Consider the following 16,313-nt stretch of genomic DNA (forward strand, 5'->3'; position numbering starts at 1 on the left):
ATTTCTTTTTTCCTCATTTTTAAGTTAGCTTGTTAAAGTCCCAGATTTGGTCCATCCAACCTTCATAAAAGTCTGGTTCGTGGCAGACCATAAGGATAGATCCCTTGTATTCTTTGAGAGCACGTTTGAGTTCATCCTTGGCATCCACATCCAAATGGTTGGTCGGCTCGTCCAGCACTAAAACGTTGTTTTCACGATTCATCAAGAGACAGAAACGAACTTTGGCTTGTTCCCCACCTGACAAAACCTGAATTTGACTTTCGATATGCTTAGTTGTCAAACCACAACGGGCAAGGGCTGCACGAACTTCTGCTTGGTTGAGAGCTGGAAAGGCATTCCAAACAGCCTCTAGTGGTGTTTGGCGATTACCGCCTTCTACTTCTTGTTCAAAGTAGCCAAGTTCTAGATAATCTCCACGCTCCACTTCCCCAGCAATTGGCGGAATAATGCCCAAGAGAGACTTCAAGAGAGTTGTTTTCCCGATACCATTTGCCCCGATAATAGCAACCTTTTGATTACGTTCAAAGGTAAGATTTAAAGGCTTGGTCAGAGGACGATCATAACCAATTTGCAAATCCTTGGCTTGGAAGATAAAGCGCCCTGGCGTACGAGCTGGTTTGAAATCAAAGGATGGTTTTGGTTTCTCACTTTGCAGTTCGATAATATCCATCTTATCCAATTTCTTCTGACGGGACATGGCCATGTTTCGTGTTGCAACACGCGCTTTGTTTCGGGCAACAAAGTCCTTAAGGTCCGCAATTTCTTTTTGCTGACGTTCGTAGGCAGCCTCTAGCTGAGATTTCTTCATAGCATAGACTTCTTGGAACTGGTAGTAGTCACCAGAATAACGCGTCAGCTGTTGATTTTCCACATGGTAGACAATATTAATCACGTCGTTCAGGAATGGAATATCGTGTGAAATGAGGACAAAGGCATTCTCATAGTTTTGGAGATAGCGCTTAAGCCAGTCAATATGCTCAGCATCCAAGTAGTTGGTCGGCTCGTCCAACAGCAAGATATCAGGCTTCTCAAGGAGAAGTTTAGCCAAAAGCACCTTGGTTCTTTGCCCACCTGACAAAGAGGTTACATCCGTATCCATGCCAAAGTCCATGACACCAAGGGCACGCGCTACTTCATCAATCTTAGCATCCAAAGTATAGAAATCACGACTCTCTAAACGGTCTTGAAGTTCTCCCACTTCTTCCATGAGAGCATCAACATCCGCACCGTCTTCAGCCATTTCCATATAAAGGTCATTGATACGAGCTTCTGCTTTAAACAGCTCATCAAAGGCTGTACGGAGAACATCACGCACCGACTGTCCTTCTTCCAAGACAGAATGTTGGTCTAAGTATCCAGCAGTCACATATTTGGACCACTCAACCTTCCCTTCATCTGGCAACATCTTACCAGTCACGATGCTCATAAAAGTTGATTTTCCTTCACCATTAGCACCGACCAGACCGATATGTTCTCCTTTGAGAAGACGGAAGGAAACATCTTCAAAAATTGCACGGTCACCAAAACCGTGACTCAAATTTTTAACTTCTAAAATACTCATTTTAATTCCTTATCTTGTTTTTATGTAATTGTTTATATAGGAACCAAGCCAGATAGCCACCCAAGGTATTGGTCCACAAATCATCAATTTCAAAGACGCGATTAAAATCAAAGAAAAAGTCCAAGACTAACTGCGTACACTCGATTCCAAGGCTCACTAGAAAACTAAAAAGTAGCACCTTTTTTGTTTTCCGCAAGTTTGGAAGGAGATAAAGGAGTTGGAACACCAAAGGAAAAAGCAAGAAGACATTGAGGATATTTTGTAAAAAAATCCAAGATAATTGTCCCACATCACTCACTTGGCCCAGTTTCCAGAGAGAATTGAAAGGAGTCAAAAGAAAAACCAGGCGTCCAAGATGCTGAATACCTGGAGTTTCCACTCCCACGGGAGAATGTCCTTGAGGAGTAAAGCAAAAATAGACAATGCAAATGCTATAGAAAATGACTCCCCATACTAAAATATGATTATAAGTTTTCTTCATCATTAAGGATTGACTGCTGCGACTGCTTTCTGGCGGTCACGTTTCATTGTGTTAGAGCGCAATTGTCCACAAGCTGCATCAATATCTGTACCATGTTCTTGACGAACCACACAGTTGACCCCCTTTTTCTTAAGCGTATCATAGAAAGCCATCACGCGCTCTTTAGGACTACGGCTATATTGGTCATGCTCACTAACTGGGTTGTAAGGAATCAAGTTTACATAAGACAATTTCTTAATATTCTTGAGCAATTCAGCTAACTCAAGGGCCTGTTCAACACCATCATTAACTTCATTTAGCATGATATACTCAAAGGTCACACGACGATTTGTTGTCTCAATGTAGTACTCAATAGCTGCAAAGAGTTTTTCAATCGGAAAGGCACGGTTAATCTTCATGATGCTTGAACGCAACTCATTGTTAGGTGCGTGAAGGGAAACGGCAAGATTGACCTGAACTCCTTCATTAGCAAAATCACGAATTTTATGGGCCAAACCTGAGGTTGAAACCGTGATGTGACGAGCACCGATAGCCATCCCCTTGTCATCATTGATGGTACGAACGAAATTCAAGACATTGTTGTAGTTATCAAAGGGCTCACCGATTCCCATGACAACGATATGGCTGACGCGTTCGTCCTGACCACGCTCATCAAAGTATTTCTGAACCAGCATGATTTGCGCTACGATTTCACCGTTATTGAGGTCACGTTGTTTCTTAATCAAACCAGAAGCACAGAAGGTACAACCGATATTACAGCCGACCTGAGTGGTCACACAGACTGACAAACCATAGTGTTGACGCATGAGTACTGTCTCAATTAACATACCATCCGGCAATTCAAAAAGATATTTAACTGTCCCATCAGCAGACTCTTGAACGATACGTTGTTTCAAGGGATTGACCACAAACTGGTCATTAAGCTTAGCAATCAAATCCTTTGAAAGGTTAGTCATTTCTTCAAATGACTGGACACGTTTACGGTAAAGCCATTCCCAAATTTGGTCTGCACGGAATTTCTTTTCTCCCTGCTCCAAAACCCATTCCTGCATGGTTTGACGTGTTAAACTATAAATTGACGGTTTCATTTCTACTCCTTATTCTCTACTCACTTCTGACGAATGACAAAATGACGTTGCCCCTTGTCCTCTTTCTGAGAATGCTGGTCCTTCTGACGACGTCTATTTTTCTTATCTGCATTCGGTTTTCGTTTGGTTTGAGTCGATTTCTTTCCTTTTTTAGAAGGTGTTTCTTCTTCCTTCTTACGCATTTTCTTGTCAAATGATGCGCGCTTAGGTGCTTCATTTTCTAGGACAAAATAGGCACAACCATAACTACAATACTCTAAAAGATAGTCTTGTAAACGACTGATTTTTTCAAGTTTTTCTTCTGTTCGGTCATCCTTATAAAAACCTCGTAGGCGAAGCTGTTCGTTGCTCCAGTCTCCCACGATATAATCAAACTTGGTTAAGACTTCTGAAAAACGCTGATTAAAAGCCGTCACATCAAAGGCATCCTTGATATTTTCCACCAAGGAAAAAGCTATCCCTTCCGTTTCAACCTTGTCCCCGTGTAAATGGAACTCAGGACCAGGAAACTTGTTATAGTTGTATAATTCAGGTGCAATTTCTTTTCGCATAGATATCCTTTTTCCACGATTACTTAATACTTTATTCTACCATAATTTCTAGCAGTTAGCACGTTTCTCATAAAAATGAAAAAAGTCTGACGATTTTGTCAGACCAAAATAATATAACCTTAAAAAGAGAAGAACAATTCTTCCCTCCAACTATCATTATTTAGCAGCTGCGTACAATTCATCTACTTTGTTCCAGTTGATCACTGAGAAGAAAGCTTTGATGTAGTCAGGACGCACGTTGCGGTATTTCACATAGTAAGCATGTTCCCAAACGTCCAAGCCCAAGATTGGTTTTTTGCCTTCTGAGATTGGTGTGTCTTGGTTTGCTGTTGAAGTCACTTCAAGTTTACCTTCTTTGTTGACAACCAACCATGCCCATCCTGAACCAAAACGAGTTGTTGCTGCTGCAGTGAAGGCTGCTTGGAATTCTTCAAATGAACCAAATGTTGCATCGATTGCTGCTGCAAGTTCTGCTGATGGAGCTGTTTTTTCAGGAGTCATCAATTCCCAGAAAAGAGCGTGGTTCAAGTGTCCACCACCGTTGTTGATAAGTGCTTGACGGATATCAGCTGGGATAGATTCTACATCAGCAAGCAAAGCTTCAAGGTCTTCACCGATTTCAGGGTGTTTTTCTAGAGCTGCATTAGCATTGTTGACATAAGTTTGATGGTGTTTGTCATGGTGCAAGTGCATTGTTTCCGCATCGATGTATGGTTCCAAAGCGTCGTATGCATATGGAAGATCTGGTAAGATAATAGCCATCTGTAATACCTCTTTTTCTTTCTATATGAAAATGATAACGCAAACATTCACTTTTTTCAAGTTTTTTGCTTATAGATAAGAAATTCACTGAGATACTTTCGAATAAAATCAGCAAGAAACCCACGACAAGATAATCCTGACGCGGGTTAAAAAATTTTTCAGATAGTATCAATTTACCTGACTAGCAATCTGTATGAGTGCCTTTTCAAAAAGGAAACCTTTTTCATAAAGACCTGTTTTAATCTGATAGTCTGTCTCAATTAAATAAGAAATAGCTTGCTTCAAAAAGCTCAAGGAAAGTCCTCGCGAATCCCTCAGCGCAAACTTTATTTGATAGGGATTGGGATTTCGTCCCAGAAAACTGCCTAAACTACTTGCAATCTGCGATTCTGTTTGTCCAGACTCCGCCAAAATTTTCACCTGAGTAAAAGTCCGAAATTGTCCTAGCATGACTGCAATCAATTTGATTTCATCTTCACCTTGCAAGGTCAAGTCTCTAACCAAATCTCGCGCCTGATCCATCTTTTTAGTCAGAATAAACTGAGTTAAATCAAAAATATTGTCCTGTAAGGTCTTGGGAATTGCGTTAACAATATCCTCTTCCTCGATAACAGAGTCTTCCTTATAGGACTGTAAAAAAAGGAGATTTTTATGGATTTCACTAAATTGAAAACCCGACTTGATAAGGAGATTTTCAAAAGAATTATTGGCAAACTGCAGGCCTTGTTCCTGACTCCACTTTTGAAAATACTGGCGCAGTTCTTGTTCTTTAGCTTCTACTGCATCAAAAACCTTGGCATCACGCTTAAGTAATTTAACCAACCGTCTTTTGCTATCCAGCTTTCCTTCCGCAAATATCAACAACTTGGTTGTTGGCGAAGGATTGTCAAGGTATTCTTCAAACGACTTGAGCTCATCATCTGTCAAAAAGCGCTTTTTAGCAGTTGTGATATCGACAAAATAATCTAATATCACGATTTTCTCATCTGCAAAGAAAGGAAGGCTGACCAACTCCAGTTCCACATCCTTGTAAGCTACTTCTTTCATATCAAAGTAGGCAAAGTTAAGGTCAGCAGAATCATAACCAATCTGTTTCAATACTTGACTCTTCATAACTTCAAACTGACCCTGATCTGTCCCTGTAAAAAGGCTCAGGCTCGGTAAATTTGATAAAGTCAACTTCTGACTTTCTTCAATGGCTAGCATCTTCTCTCCTTTCTTCTAACTTTTTAGTTCATTTAATCAATATAGTGCAATTTCCCACGGAAATCTTCTAGGCTTTCGTACCCTTTTTCCTCCATGATTGCTTTCAGTTCATTAGTAATACGATCAAAAGCACCAACTCCTTCTTTGTGAAGGGTGGTTCCCACCTGCACCATACTTGCTCCACAGAGGATATGTTCAAAGGCATCACGACCAGTCAAAACGCCACCTGTACCAATAATTTGAATTTGAGGGTTTAAGCGTTGATAAAAGGCATGAACATTAGCTAAAGCAGTCGGTTTGATATACTCTCCACCAATCCCCCCAAAACCATTTTTAGGACGAATAACGACGGACTCATCTTCTATATAAAGGCCGTTTCCGATAGAGTTAACACAGTTGACAAACTTGAGCGGGTACTTGTTGAAAATAGCTGCCGCTTGGTCAAAGTGAACAATATCAAAATATGGTGGCAATTTAATTCCAAGAGGTTTGGTGAAGTAGGCAAATACCTCTGCCAAAATCCGGTCAGTTGTCTCAAAATCATAGGCAATCTGAGGTTTACCTGGAACATTTGGACAAGAGAGGTTTAGCTCAGTCAGACCACGAAACTCACTCTCTTGGACTTTTTTCAAGATAGTATGGGTTTCCTCTGGAGACATGCCGACTAGAGATAAGAAGAAAGTTCGGTTCGGCTCTTTTTCCTGCAAGTCCAAAAGATAGTCCAAATAATAGTCTAAACCATTATTTGGCAAGCCCATAGAGTTGATAGAACCAAGTGGAACATCTTGATAGCGTGGTTCAGGATTTCCCTGACGAAAGTCCAAGGTCGCTGTCTTGGTCACAAAAGTTCCTGCCGCTGAGTTTTTAACCCCTTCTAGCTCCTCTATCGTCATACAAGCCACACCTGCTGCATTCATCAAACAATTGTCAAACTCAAAACCAGCAATTTGCGTTTTAGTTGATACCATGATTCTGATCCTCCAGATTCCTTTTATTGCTAATATTATACCATATTTTCAGATTTTCTCTTTGAGAAAGATATTTACAAGAAAAAGGTTCGTTTTTTATCTATTTTCAAAAAGTCTCAAAACTAAATTGATAGAATTTTTAGAAAATTTTTGTTTTTCTCTTTACAGTTAAAAAAAATTCTGCTATAATGACACACATAATTAAATTAGAATTTAAGGAGAACGATATGACATCTGCTAAAGAATATATCCAAAGCGTGTTTGAAACTGTGAAAGCTCGTAACGGGCACGAGGCTGAATTCCTCCAAGCTGTTGAAGAATTTTTCAACACTTTAGAACCTGTATTTGAAAAACACCCTGAGTATATCGAAGAAAATATCTTGGCACGTATTACTGAGCCAGAGCGCGTGATTTCTTTCCGTGTTCCTTGGGTTGACCGTGATGGAAAAGTTCAAGTAAACCGCGGCTACCGTGTTCAATTCAACTCAGCTGTTGGACCATACAAAGGCGGACTTCGTTTCCACCCAACTGTTAACCAAGGGATCTTGAAATTCCTCGGATTTGAACAAATCTTTAAAAACGTCTTGACTGGACTTCCTATCGGTGGAGGTAAAGGGGGATCAGACTTCGATCCTAAAGGTAAAACAGATGCTGAAGTGATGCGCTTCTGCCAAAGCTTCATGACTGAATTACAAAAACACATCGGACCATCACTTGACGTACCTGCTGGTGATATCGGTGTTGGTGGACGTGAGATTGGTTACCTTTACGGTCAGTACAAACGCCTTAACCAATTTGATGCTGGTGTCTTGACTGGTAAACCTCTTGGATTTGGTGGTAGCTTGATTCGTCCAGAAGCAACTGGTTACGGTTTGGTTTACTACACTGAAGAAATGCTTAAAGCCAACGGTAACAGCTTCGCTGGTAAGAAAGTTGTTATTTCAGGTTCTGGTAACGTAGCTCAATACGCTCTTCAAAAAGCGACTGAACTTGGTGCAACTGTTATCTCTGTATCTGACTCAAATGGTTATGTAATCGATGAAAATGGTATCGACTTCGATCTTTTGGTTGATGTTAAAGAAAAACGTCGCGCTCGTTTGACTGAGTATGCAGCTGAGAAAGCAACTGCTACTTATCATGAAGGTTCTGTATGGACTTACGCTGGAAACTATGACATCGCTCTTCCATGTGCGACTCAAAACGAAATCAACGGTGAAGCAGCTAAACGTTTGGTTGCTCAAGGCGTTATCTGTGTATCTGAAGGTGCCAACATGCCAAGCGACCTTGATGCCATCAAAGTCTACAAAGAAAATGGTATCTTCTACGGACCTGCCAAAGCTGCCAACGCTGGTGGTGTAGCCGTTTCAGCTCTTGAAATGAGCCAAAATAGCCTTCGCCTCTCATGGACTCGTGAAGAAGTTGATGGACGTCTCAAAGACATCATGACAAACATCTTCAATACAGCTAAAACAACTTCAGAAACATACGGTCTTGATAAAGACTACCTTGCAGGAGCTAACATTGCTGCCTTTGAAAATGTAGCAAACGCTATGATTGCACAAGGTATTGTTTAAGATTCATTTGCTTAATCCTCAATCGCTACGATTGGGGATTTTTATGTTGAATCCAAAAAAACTCACCATTAACAGTGAGTTTTAACATCAGAATTTATTTTACTTTCATTAGGGCAGATGACAAACATTCAACAATCTCATCAACTGCTTCATCTATGTTTATAGTTTCTTCATCATTCAACATCATGGGAATAAGATAAGAAAAACTCAATGCTAAAATGTATCGAACAATTCTTTCATTTGACCAATTTAGAATAAGTCCTTTTTCTTTAAATTGATTTAAAACAGGGCTAATTGGTTCTATTATAGATTGAACAATAATATTTCCTAACTGGATAGAAAGATTTTTATCAATAAAAGAACGCCCCAAGAGAATTTTAACATGCATTTGATTCTCCTGAATGAAAAAGAGCCTATCTCGAACAATACTTTTTAAAAAGAAGGGAAAATTTTCTTGATCTACTGTGAATTTTTTTTCTGAGAAATCCGCAATTACTTCTGGAATAACCTGTTCTAGAAAAGTAGATAAAATGACTTCTAAAATACCTTCCTTTGTTTTAAAGTAACTAAAAACAGTTCCTTCTGACACTCCAGCGCGTTCGGCAATAAGGCTGGACGTTGTATTCTCAAATCCAATTTCTGAGAATAATTTTAAGCTTGATAATAATACTCGACGTTGTTTCAAGCTCAAGTTGCTAACTTCTAACGTCTGAGCATACTTTTGTTCTAAACTTTCCATCGCTAGCACCTCTCTTCTACTCTCTTACTTTTACGACTTTTTTGCCTCGACTGTGTCCCATTTTCAGACTACGATAGGCTTCTCTAACTGACTTTAGAGAAAAGTCATACACTTGATCAATTTTCAGCTGAATCTTCCCGTCTGAGACCATTTCAGCTAAAGTGCTAAAATCATCATATGTGGAATGTCTCGGACCAGTAAACTGAGCACCTTTTATCATAACATAGGGTGAAGGTACTAATGTCCCAATAGCTGTCCCCTTCAAGCCTAAACTAAAAGCCAATCTAACATAATCAGATCCATAACAATCCAAAAATTTTGTAATAGGCGTTGGACTAGCTGATAGAAGAGCCTTCTTGATATTCTCTTCGTAACTTACTGGTATAGCACCTAAAGACTTCAGATACTCTGCATTTTTCTTACTTGCTATTCCAATCACTGTCGCCCCCTTAGCAACTGCATACTGTACTGCAATACTTCCAATACCTCCTGCTGCAGCTGAAATAACAACAGTATCTCTTGAATTTAAACCGATTCTTCTAAAAGCCCCACCCACAGTTAGAGCAGCTACTCCCATAGTAGCTGCGTGAGTCATGTCGATCATCTCTGGTTTCAATACAATTTCTGATTCATTGACACAAATTTCTGTTGCTAAAGCTCCCCTATTAGTTCCCAAACCAGGATCGCTAATCATTGTTCCAAACACCTTATCTCCTACTGAAAACCTAGTTACTTCATTTCCAACTTCTGTAATATCTCCAGAAAAATCTCTCCCCACACCTCTTGGAAATAAAGATGATTTAGATTCAAACCAACGACTTGGTTTCCTTAATTTCGTTATAAAAGATAGAAATCGAAGGGGTTTCGCTCCCTCAAAAGTTTTATAATCAATAGGATTTAAACCAACAGCATGAACTTCTACTCTCACCTGATTTACCTCCAAGGCTGTAGAGTCTATCTTCAGCAAATCCAAGACCTCTTCGTTACCGAAACGACTGTACTCTATTGCTTCAACAACCATTTTCTTTACTCCTTAATTTCACAAAAATTGAGTGAACACTCATTTTTATAAATTATACTCTTAATTTGTAAGAAAATCAATATTATCGTTTGATAACGATTTATGACATGATACAAATATCTATCATTTCGATTTACCAATATGATTCTTTCAATCTAACTCTCCTCACTTTTAAAGATTCCTTTCCCTTTTTTGCCCCATGTAATAAAAAAATAAAAACCGCTACTCCTAAGAATAGCGGTTTAATCATGTTTTTAAGCTACTAATGTAGTTACTCTATTATTTAAGAGTAACTGAAGCTCCAGCTTCTTCCAATTTAGCTTTGATTTCTTCAGCTTCTGCAGTTGCAACGCCTTCTTTAACAAGTGCTGGTGCACCGTCAACAAGTTCTTTAGCTTCTTTAAGACCAAGACCTGTGATTTCACGTACAACTTTGATAACGCCAACTTTTTTGTCGCCTGCAGATGTCAATTCAACGTCGAATGAATCTTTAGCAGCACCAGCGTCAGCAGCACCAGCTGCAGCAACAGCTACAGGAGCAGCTGCAGTTACACCAAATTCTTCTTCGATAGCTTTTACAAGGTCGTTCAATTCAAGGATTGAAGCTTCTTTAATTTCAGCAATAATGTTTTCAATGTTCAATGCCATTGTTATTTCCTCCAAATATGTTTTAAATTTATAATATATTTTCGTAGCTAGGCTACGCTGCGTAGCTTAAGATTAAGCTGCGTCTTCTTTGTTGTCTGCAACCGCTTTGACTGCAAGAGCAACGTTGCGCACTGGCGCTTGAAGTACAGAAAGGAGCATAGAAAGAAGTCCTTCGCGGTTTGGAAGAGTTGCAAGAGCAAGAATCTCTTCTTTAGATGCGACAGCGCCTTCGATTGCACCACCTTTGATTTCAAGTGCTTCAGCGTTTTTAGAAAAGTCGTTCAAGATTTTCGCTGGTGCGATAACATCTTCGTTAGAAAATGCTACTGCAGATGGTCCAACAAATACAGATGCAAGATCTTCAAGACCAGCTTTTTCAGCTGCACGACGCAAGATTGAGTTTTTAATAACTTTATACTCAACTTCGCTTCCACGAAGCTCACGACGAAGAACTGTATCTTGCTCAACTGTCAAACCACGAGCGTCTACAACGACGATAGATGCAGCAGCTTTCATTTTTTCAGCTACTACGTCAACTAGTTCCGCTTTTTTAGCAATAATTGCTTCACTCATTAGTGTGTTCACCTCCGTTATTATTTTGCTTGGGGAAATTTTTCAAAAGAAAAACGCGCCCAAACCTAGACACGAAAGTACAATACGCTTCTTTTTACATGATACGTTTTGTCCTCGGTAGGATATTTATGAGTCGAGCTCCCCTACTGTCTTAGGCAGTTTTTTCAAACCGTATATAAGTATAGCATAGTAAAAAAAAGAATGCAAGATTTTTGCAAACTTTTTTTAAAATTTTTCGTGATTTTTCTTTTAAAGTTCTACTGTTAGTACTTGGCCTTGCTTAACAACCTGTTCTCCAGCGATATAAACATCATCAACATCACTGGATTTAACAGCATAGATGAGATGAGAAAGCATATTTTCCTGAGGTTGGAGATGAATTTTTCCTTGTGGTTGAATAACGAGAAAATCTGCTTGCTTGCCGACTTCTAGACTTCCTATCTGATTTTCCATTCCTAGAACCTTAGCCCCTTCGATTGTCAGTGCCTTGAGAGCTGTTTCGATAGGAAATTGGCTGGCATCCCCACTTTTCATCTTCTGAAGAAGGGCTGCAGTCCGTCCTTCCTCAAACATATCTAGATTGTTATTGGAAGCAACCGAATCTGTCGCAATTCCTACTGCCACTCCTGCTTTTTGCAGTTGAATGATGGGAGCAATCCCTGATGCCAGTTTGAGGTTACTAATAGGATTGTGGGCAATAGACACTTGAGAAGTTGCCAAGCGTTCAATTTCTCTCTCGTTTAATTCAACCCCGTGAGCAAAGACAGACGGATGATCTAAGTAACCCAGTTCTTCTAGAAAAGTAAGGGGGCGTTTGCCGTATCGTTTCAGGATAATTCCTGACTCCTCCTTGGTCTCCGCCACGTGGATATGGATTGGAATAGCAAGCTCTTTTGCCATGTCTAAACTTTCTTCCAGCAAGTCTCTATCACAGCTGTAGGGAGAATGTGGGGCTACCATCACCTTGAAATTTGGATTTTTATATCCAATAATTTCCTCAATGGTTGCTCGAGTTCTGCTTATGGTCTCAGCAGTTGTCTCTGCCTCTGAAGAAAAAAGAGTCGGTGAGAAATAACAACGCATCTTGGAAGTTTTCACTGCCTGATAAATCCGTTCAATATCCACACCATTGGGATTATACATATCGTTAAAGGTTGTTGTTCCCGACTGGAGCATCTCTATCATAGCTTCTTTAACCGCTCTTGTAGTCATGTCGGGAGTAAATCCTGCTTCTGCTGGCCAGATATAGTCATTAAGCCATTCATGGAGATTGCTATCATCTCGAATTCCTCTCAATCCTGTCATAGCAGAATGGGTGTGACAATTGACCAAACCAGGCATAATCCAGGCCCCCTGATAGTCTATAATCTGCTCAGCTTGCTCTAAAATCTCTGAATTCTCTTGACCGACATAGACGATTTGAGAATCCTTAACTGCTAAGATTCCATTCAGATAAACATGGAAATCTTGATCACAAGTCACGATATTTACATGCTGATAGACTTTCATTGTTTTTCTCCTTCTAAGGCCTTGATTTTTTCTAGCTATTGTAACAAAAAAGTCACCCGAAGGCAACTTTTTTCGTCCATAAACTTTCAAAAGAGAATGGCTTATTCAAAGCTAAAATCTGCTGCTTGCTGCATTTGATAATACTTACCCTTTCGAGCCATGAGTTCCTGATGGCTCCCATACTCAACAATGTCGCCATCCACCAAGACAAGAATCAAATCCGCATCCTGAATGGTTGACAAGCGGTGGGCAATGATAAAGCTTGTACGCCCCTTCATGAGTTTAGCAAAGGCATCCTGAACCAGCACTTCTGTCCGCGTATCGATGGAAGAGGTTGCCTCGTCTAAGATAAGAATCTTTGGAATAGTCAGAAAGACTCGGGCTATGGTCAAGAGCTGGGCCTGACCAACAGAGAGAGATTCTCCTGCATTTGCCAACTTGGTATCGTATCCCTGCGGCAACTGTTGGATGAAAAAGTCTGCATTGGCTGCTTTGGCAGCAGCAATCACTTGCTCCCGACTGGAATCAGGATTTCCAAAGGCAATATTATCATGAATAGTTCCTTGCTTGAGCCAGGTTTCTTGAAGCACCATTCCAAACTGCTGGCGTAAAGAGGCACGACTATAATCATAAATGGATTTCCCATCCAGCAAGATATCTCCTGAGTTAATAGGGTAAAAACGCATGAGGAGATTGATAAGAGTTGATTTTCCAGCACCTGTCGGACCAACAATAGCAACCTTGCTACCAGCTGGAATATCAATAGATAAATCCTTAATCAAAATCTTTTCAGGATGGTAGCCAAAAGAAACCTGTTTAAAGGAAATAGCTCCCTTAACTTGGTCACTAGTCAACTCTTCCTTACCTGTTTCAGCCACCTCAGGACTATCTAAGACTCCATAAACACGTTCTGCACAAGCCAAGGCACTTTGCAACTCAGCTAGCACTGAAGAAATATCATTAAAAGGCTTGGTGTACTGTTGAACATAGTTCAAAAAAGTCACTAAGCGTCCAATGGTCAAGGTAGAGCCTATCATGATACGATAAGCTCCCACTCCAGCTAGAAGGGCATAAATAAGCGCATTGACAAAGCGAGTCGAAGGATTGACCGTTGAAGAATAAAAGATAGCTGACTGTGAATAACCTGCATAGTTGTCATTAGCCTCACGCAGCCTTTGGATAAATTCTGCCTGAGCATTAAAGGACTGGATAATGGTCTGCTGGCTAAGAGATTCTTCAATCAACTGAGTTTGAATCCCCCTTGTCTCTGTTTGCTTTTGGAAGAGATGATAGGAGCGTTTGGCAATAAAGCGTGAGATTACCATAGACAGTGGCGTCAACAGCAAGACCAAAAGAGTCATGAGGAGATGAATTTGAAGCATGGCTAGAATACTAACCAAAATCATTAAGACACCAATGAAAAATTGGTTAAAAATCATGGTCAAGCCGGCTGCCAACTGTTCTATGTCTGTTGTTACACGACTAACCATCTCGCCACTGCCCTGCCGATCCACAAAAGCAATCGGTAAACGATGGAGCTTATGGATGATTCGCTCTCGCAAGTCTCTGGTATAAGAGAAGATTAGGTGATTATAAAGAAGAGGATTGGCCCATTGTACCAGAGTATTTCCTATGACTACCAAGAGCATCTGAAGGAAAATTTGCCAAAAAACTGGTGAGGAACCAGCCACTAGGACTTGGTCGATGACCTGCCCAATCAAGATAGGTAGGTAAATCGATAAACCAACTTGGGCAATAGTTCCTAGAAAGGCTAGGAAAAGGAGGAAGGGATGGCTTGCAAGGTCTTTAGCCAAACGTTTGAGCGTCTGTTTTGCAGTTTGTTGTCTCATGCTAGTCCTCCTTACCATGTTGGGATACATTGATTTCACGATAGACTTGACTGGTCTTCATCAAGTCATCGTGCTTGCCGATAGCTAGGAGCTCACCTTTTTCCAAGAGGAGAATCTGGTCTGCCATCTGAAGTGTCGAAGTCCGTTGAGAAATCAAGATTAAACTTGTATTTGGCAGGTTTTCTCGGATAGCTTTCAAGAGCTTGGACTCGGTAATGGTGTCCAGGGCCGAGGTCGCATCATCTAGGATGAGAAATGGAGCTTGGCGCAAGACTGCTCGTGCGATAGACAGCCTTTGTTTTTGACCGCCCGAGAAATTTCGCCCTCCTGCCTCAACTAGGGCATCCAATAGTCCTTCCTTTTCACTGATAAAATCCTTAGCTTGCGCAATCTCCAAAGCCTGCCAGAGTTCTTGGTCAGTCACTTCTTGATTTAAACCTAGAGTCAAGTTAGAACGAATGCTTCCCTTAAAGAGTTCGACCTTTTGGGGCACATAGGCAATCCATGACCGCCACTGCTCCAAATTACTAGGACTAGATCCATCTCGATAAGGGTAAATGCTCCCCTTATCTGCTGGATAAAGTCCAAGGATGAGTTGTACTAAGCTTGATTTACCGGAACCAGTTCCCCCAATGATACCAAGGATTTGTCCTTGAGTCATATCAAAGGAAATGTCTCTCAGAGAAGGCTGGGCCGCATCAGGATAGGTAAAGGTCAATTCTTGGACTTGTAAAACCTGATCACTGGTAGCTTGCTTTTGTTCTAATTTTGAATGGATGTCTTCTGGAGCTTCGGCAAAGACTTCCTCAATTCGCTTAGCTGAGATATAGGACTGGTTGAGAGAAGTTATCAGCATGGCTAGCTTGACCAATTCCACCAAGATCTGTAGGAGATAATTAATAAGGGCAATGAGAGCACCTTGACTTAGCAATCCTCCTTGAATAGAAACATATCCCTGCCAGATGATAACAAGGAGGGTTCCATTAACAATCAGATAGGTCAGAGGAGTTAATAAACTGGACCAGAAACCTGTCTTTTCTTGTAATCTAGCATAGACTTGGTTAAGAGTTTGAAAAATTTGTAACTCTCGTTTTTCTTGACCAAAAGCACGAATAACCCGCATTCCTTGTATTTGCTGACGCGTTTCTTGAACCAGTTGGTCCGTTTTCTTTCTCAGACTGCTGTAGAGAGGATTAACCAGTCTAGAGAGCCCTACAATAACAATGGTCAAAATGACAACCATGACCAAGAACCAAAGAGTCAGCTCAGCTGAGATTCGATAGGCCATAAAAATGGCTCCAAAAACGATAATAGGCGCTCGTAAAAAGAGACGCAGGAATTGATTGATACCAGTCTGAATCTGGTAGGTATCCGAAATCAAGCGAGTGACCAAGCTAGAAGTGGTCAAACGATCTCTGCTGTCCTTGGGCAAGGAAAGAATATGGCGATAGAGGTCACCTGTCAATTCTTTGGCAAATCCAACCGCAGCCTTAGCTGAGTAGAACTGGGCTATTAAGGCCACTAAAACGCCAATCACTGCAAAGATAAGGAGCAGGCCAATCTGCATCCAGAGATGACCTTGATTTTTCTGGGGTAAGGATTGATCAACAATCCCAGCAATCACCATGGGAACCAAGAGCTCAAACACAGCTTCTAGTAGTTTGAACAAGGGGGCTAAAATGGATTCCTTGATGTAGGGTTTAAAGTAAGATAGTAGGTGTTTCATAAATCCTTTCTATTCGTATTCTGGAAATGAAGAAAGTGGGAAGCACCCACCCTCTC

Annotated in this window: 15 protein-coding genes and 1 other annotated feature; of the genes, 1 reads left to right on the forward strand and 14 read right to left on the reverse strand. The window is 40.7% G+C overall.

Translation table 11 applies throughout. From position 1 onward, the window contains the following. Nucleotides 1-19: 19 nt before the first annotated feature. From B7696_RS04505 to B7696_RS04535, 7 genes are all read right to left on the reverse strand, one after another. Nucleotides 20-1,561: an ABC-F family ATP-binding cassette domain-containing protein gene (locus B7696_RS04505; protein WP_050253125.1), complete on the reverse strand. Its 1,542-nt coding sequence runs from the start codon at nucleotides 1,559-1,561 to the stop codon at nucleotides 20-22. A 1-nt stretch (nucleotide 1,562) separates the two neighbouring features. Beyond that, nucleotides 1,563-2,045, reverse strand: a complete 483-nt coding sequence (locus B7696_RS04510; protein ID WP_084862391.1) for a VanZ family protein — start codon at nucleotides 2,043-2,045, stop codon at nucleotides 1,563-1,565. Continuing rightward, a complete protein-coding gene (rlmN, locus tag B7696_RS04515) occupies nucleotides 2,045-3,130 on the reverse strand; it encodes a dual-specificity RNA methyltransferase RlmN (protein ID WP_000804762.1) in 1,086 nt (361 codons plus the stop codon). Before rlmN ends, B7696_RS04510 begins: the two co-directional genes overlap by 1 nt. Before the next feature lie 20 nt (nucleotides 3,131-3,150). Then, nucleotides 3,151-3,681 (reverse strand): YutD family protein, encoded by a 531-nt coding sequence (locus tag B7696_RS04520; protein WP_064276466.1) that lies wholly within the window; start codon nucleotides 3,679-3,681, stop codon nucleotides 3,151-3,153. Nucleotides 3,682-3,837: 156 nt separating this feature from the next. Beyond that, nucleotides 3,838-4,443, reverse strand: a complete 606-nt coding sequence (gene sodA / locus B7696_RS04525; protein ID WP_000974733.1) for a superoxide dismutase SodA — start codon at nucleotides 4,441-4,443, stop codon at nucleotides 3,838-3,840. Nucleotides 4,444-4,611: 168 nt separating this feature from the next. After that, nucleotides 4,612-5,649 (reverse strand): DNA polymerase III subunit delta, encoded by a 1,038-nt coding sequence (gene holA, locus B7696_RS04530; protein WP_084862393.1) that lies wholly within the window; start codon nucleotides 5,647-5,649, stop codon nucleotides 4,612-4,614. A gap of 32 nt (nucleotides 5,650-5,681) precedes the next feature. Next, nucleotides 5,682-6,617 (reverse strand): dihydroorotate oxidase, encoded by a 936-nt coding sequence (locus B7696_RS04535; protein WP_084862395.1) that lies wholly within the window; start codon nucleotides 6,615-6,617, stop codon nucleotides 5,682-5,684. A gap of 227 nt (nucleotides 6,618-6,844) precedes the next feature. Between B7696_RS04535 and gdhA the strand changes: the two genes are divergently transcribed. Then, nucleotides 6,845-8,191 (forward strand): NADP-specific glutamate dehydrogenase, encoded by a 1,347-nt coding sequence (gene gdhA / locus B7696_RS04540; protein ID WP_000199532.1) that lies wholly within the window; start codon nucleotides 6,845-6,847, stop codon nucleotides 8,189-8,191. A 94-nt stretch (nucleotides 8,192-8,285) separates the two neighbouring features. On the opposite strand, the gene B7696_RS04545 is transcribed toward gdhA, so the two are convergent. The 7 genes from B7696_RS04545 to B7696_RS04580 all read right to left on the reverse strand — a co-directional run bounded on the left by B7696_RS04545 (nucleotide 8,286) and on the right by B7696_RS04580 (nucleotide 16,257). Then, nucleotides 8,286-8,930 carry a TetR/AcrR family transcriptional regulator gene (locus B7696_RS04545; protein WP_020903209.1) on the reverse strand — a complete coding sequence of 215 codons (645 nt, stop codon included), beginning with the start codon at nucleotides 8,928-8,930 and terminating at the stop codon, nucleotides 8,286-8,288. 16 nt (nucleotides 8,931-8,946) lie between these two features. After that, on the reverse strand, nucleotides 8,947-9,951 hold the full coding sequence (locus tag B7696_RS04550; RefSeq protein ID WP_020903208.1) for an NADP-dependent oxidoreductase: 1,005 nt from the start codon (nucleotides 9,949-9,951) through the stop codon (nucleotides 8,947-8,949). 279 nt (nucleotides 9,952-10,230) lie between these two features. After that, a complete protein-coding gene (gene rplL, locus B7696_RS04555) occupies nucleotides 10,231-10,599 on the reverse strand; it encodes a 50S ribosomal protein L7/L12 (protein ID WP_001196965.1) in 369 nt (122 codons plus the stop codon). Between the two features lie 72 nt (nucleotides 10,600-10,671). Continuing rightward, the gene (gene rplJ, locus B7696_RS04560; protein ID WP_001287277.1) at nucleotides 10,672-11,172 is read right to left on the reverse strand and encodes a 50S ribosomal protein L10; all 501 of its coding nucleotides are present in this window, start codon (nucleotides 11,170-11,172) and stop codon (nucleotides 10,672-10,674) included. Nucleotides 11,173-11,210: 38 nt separating this feature from the next. Further along, nucleotides 11,211-11,346, reverse strand: a sequence feature (ribosomal protein L10 leader region). A 75-nt stretch (nucleotides 11,347-11,421) separates the two neighbouring features. Beyond that, entirely contained in the window at nucleotides 11,422-12,681 is a 1,260-nt protein-coding gene (locus B7696_RS04570) for a TRZ/ATZ family protein (protein WP_084862397.1), read from the reverse strand. 101 nt (nucleotides 12,682-12,782) lie between these two features. Beyond that, complete coding sequence (locus B7696_RS04575; RefSeq protein WP_084862399.1) at nucleotides 12,783-14,531, reverse strand: ABC transporter ATP-binding protein; 1,749 nt, start codon at nucleotides 14,529-14,531, stop codon at nucleotides 12,783-12,785. A gap of 1 nt (nucleotide 14,532) precedes the next feature. Further along, nucleotides 14,533-16,257, reverse strand: coding sequence for an ABC transporter ATP-binding protein (locus B7696_RS04580; RefSeq protein WP_084862401.1), 1,725 nt, complete (start codon nucleotides 16,255-16,257; stop codon nucleotides 14,533-14,535). Nucleotides 16,258-16,313: the final 56 nt, after the last annotated feature.

It is taken from the genome of Streptococcus mitis (genome assembly GCF_002096815.1).
Taxonomy (GTDB): domain Bacteria; phylum Bacillota; class Bacilli; order Lactobacillales; family Streptococcaceae; genus Streptococcus; species Streptococcus mitis_AD.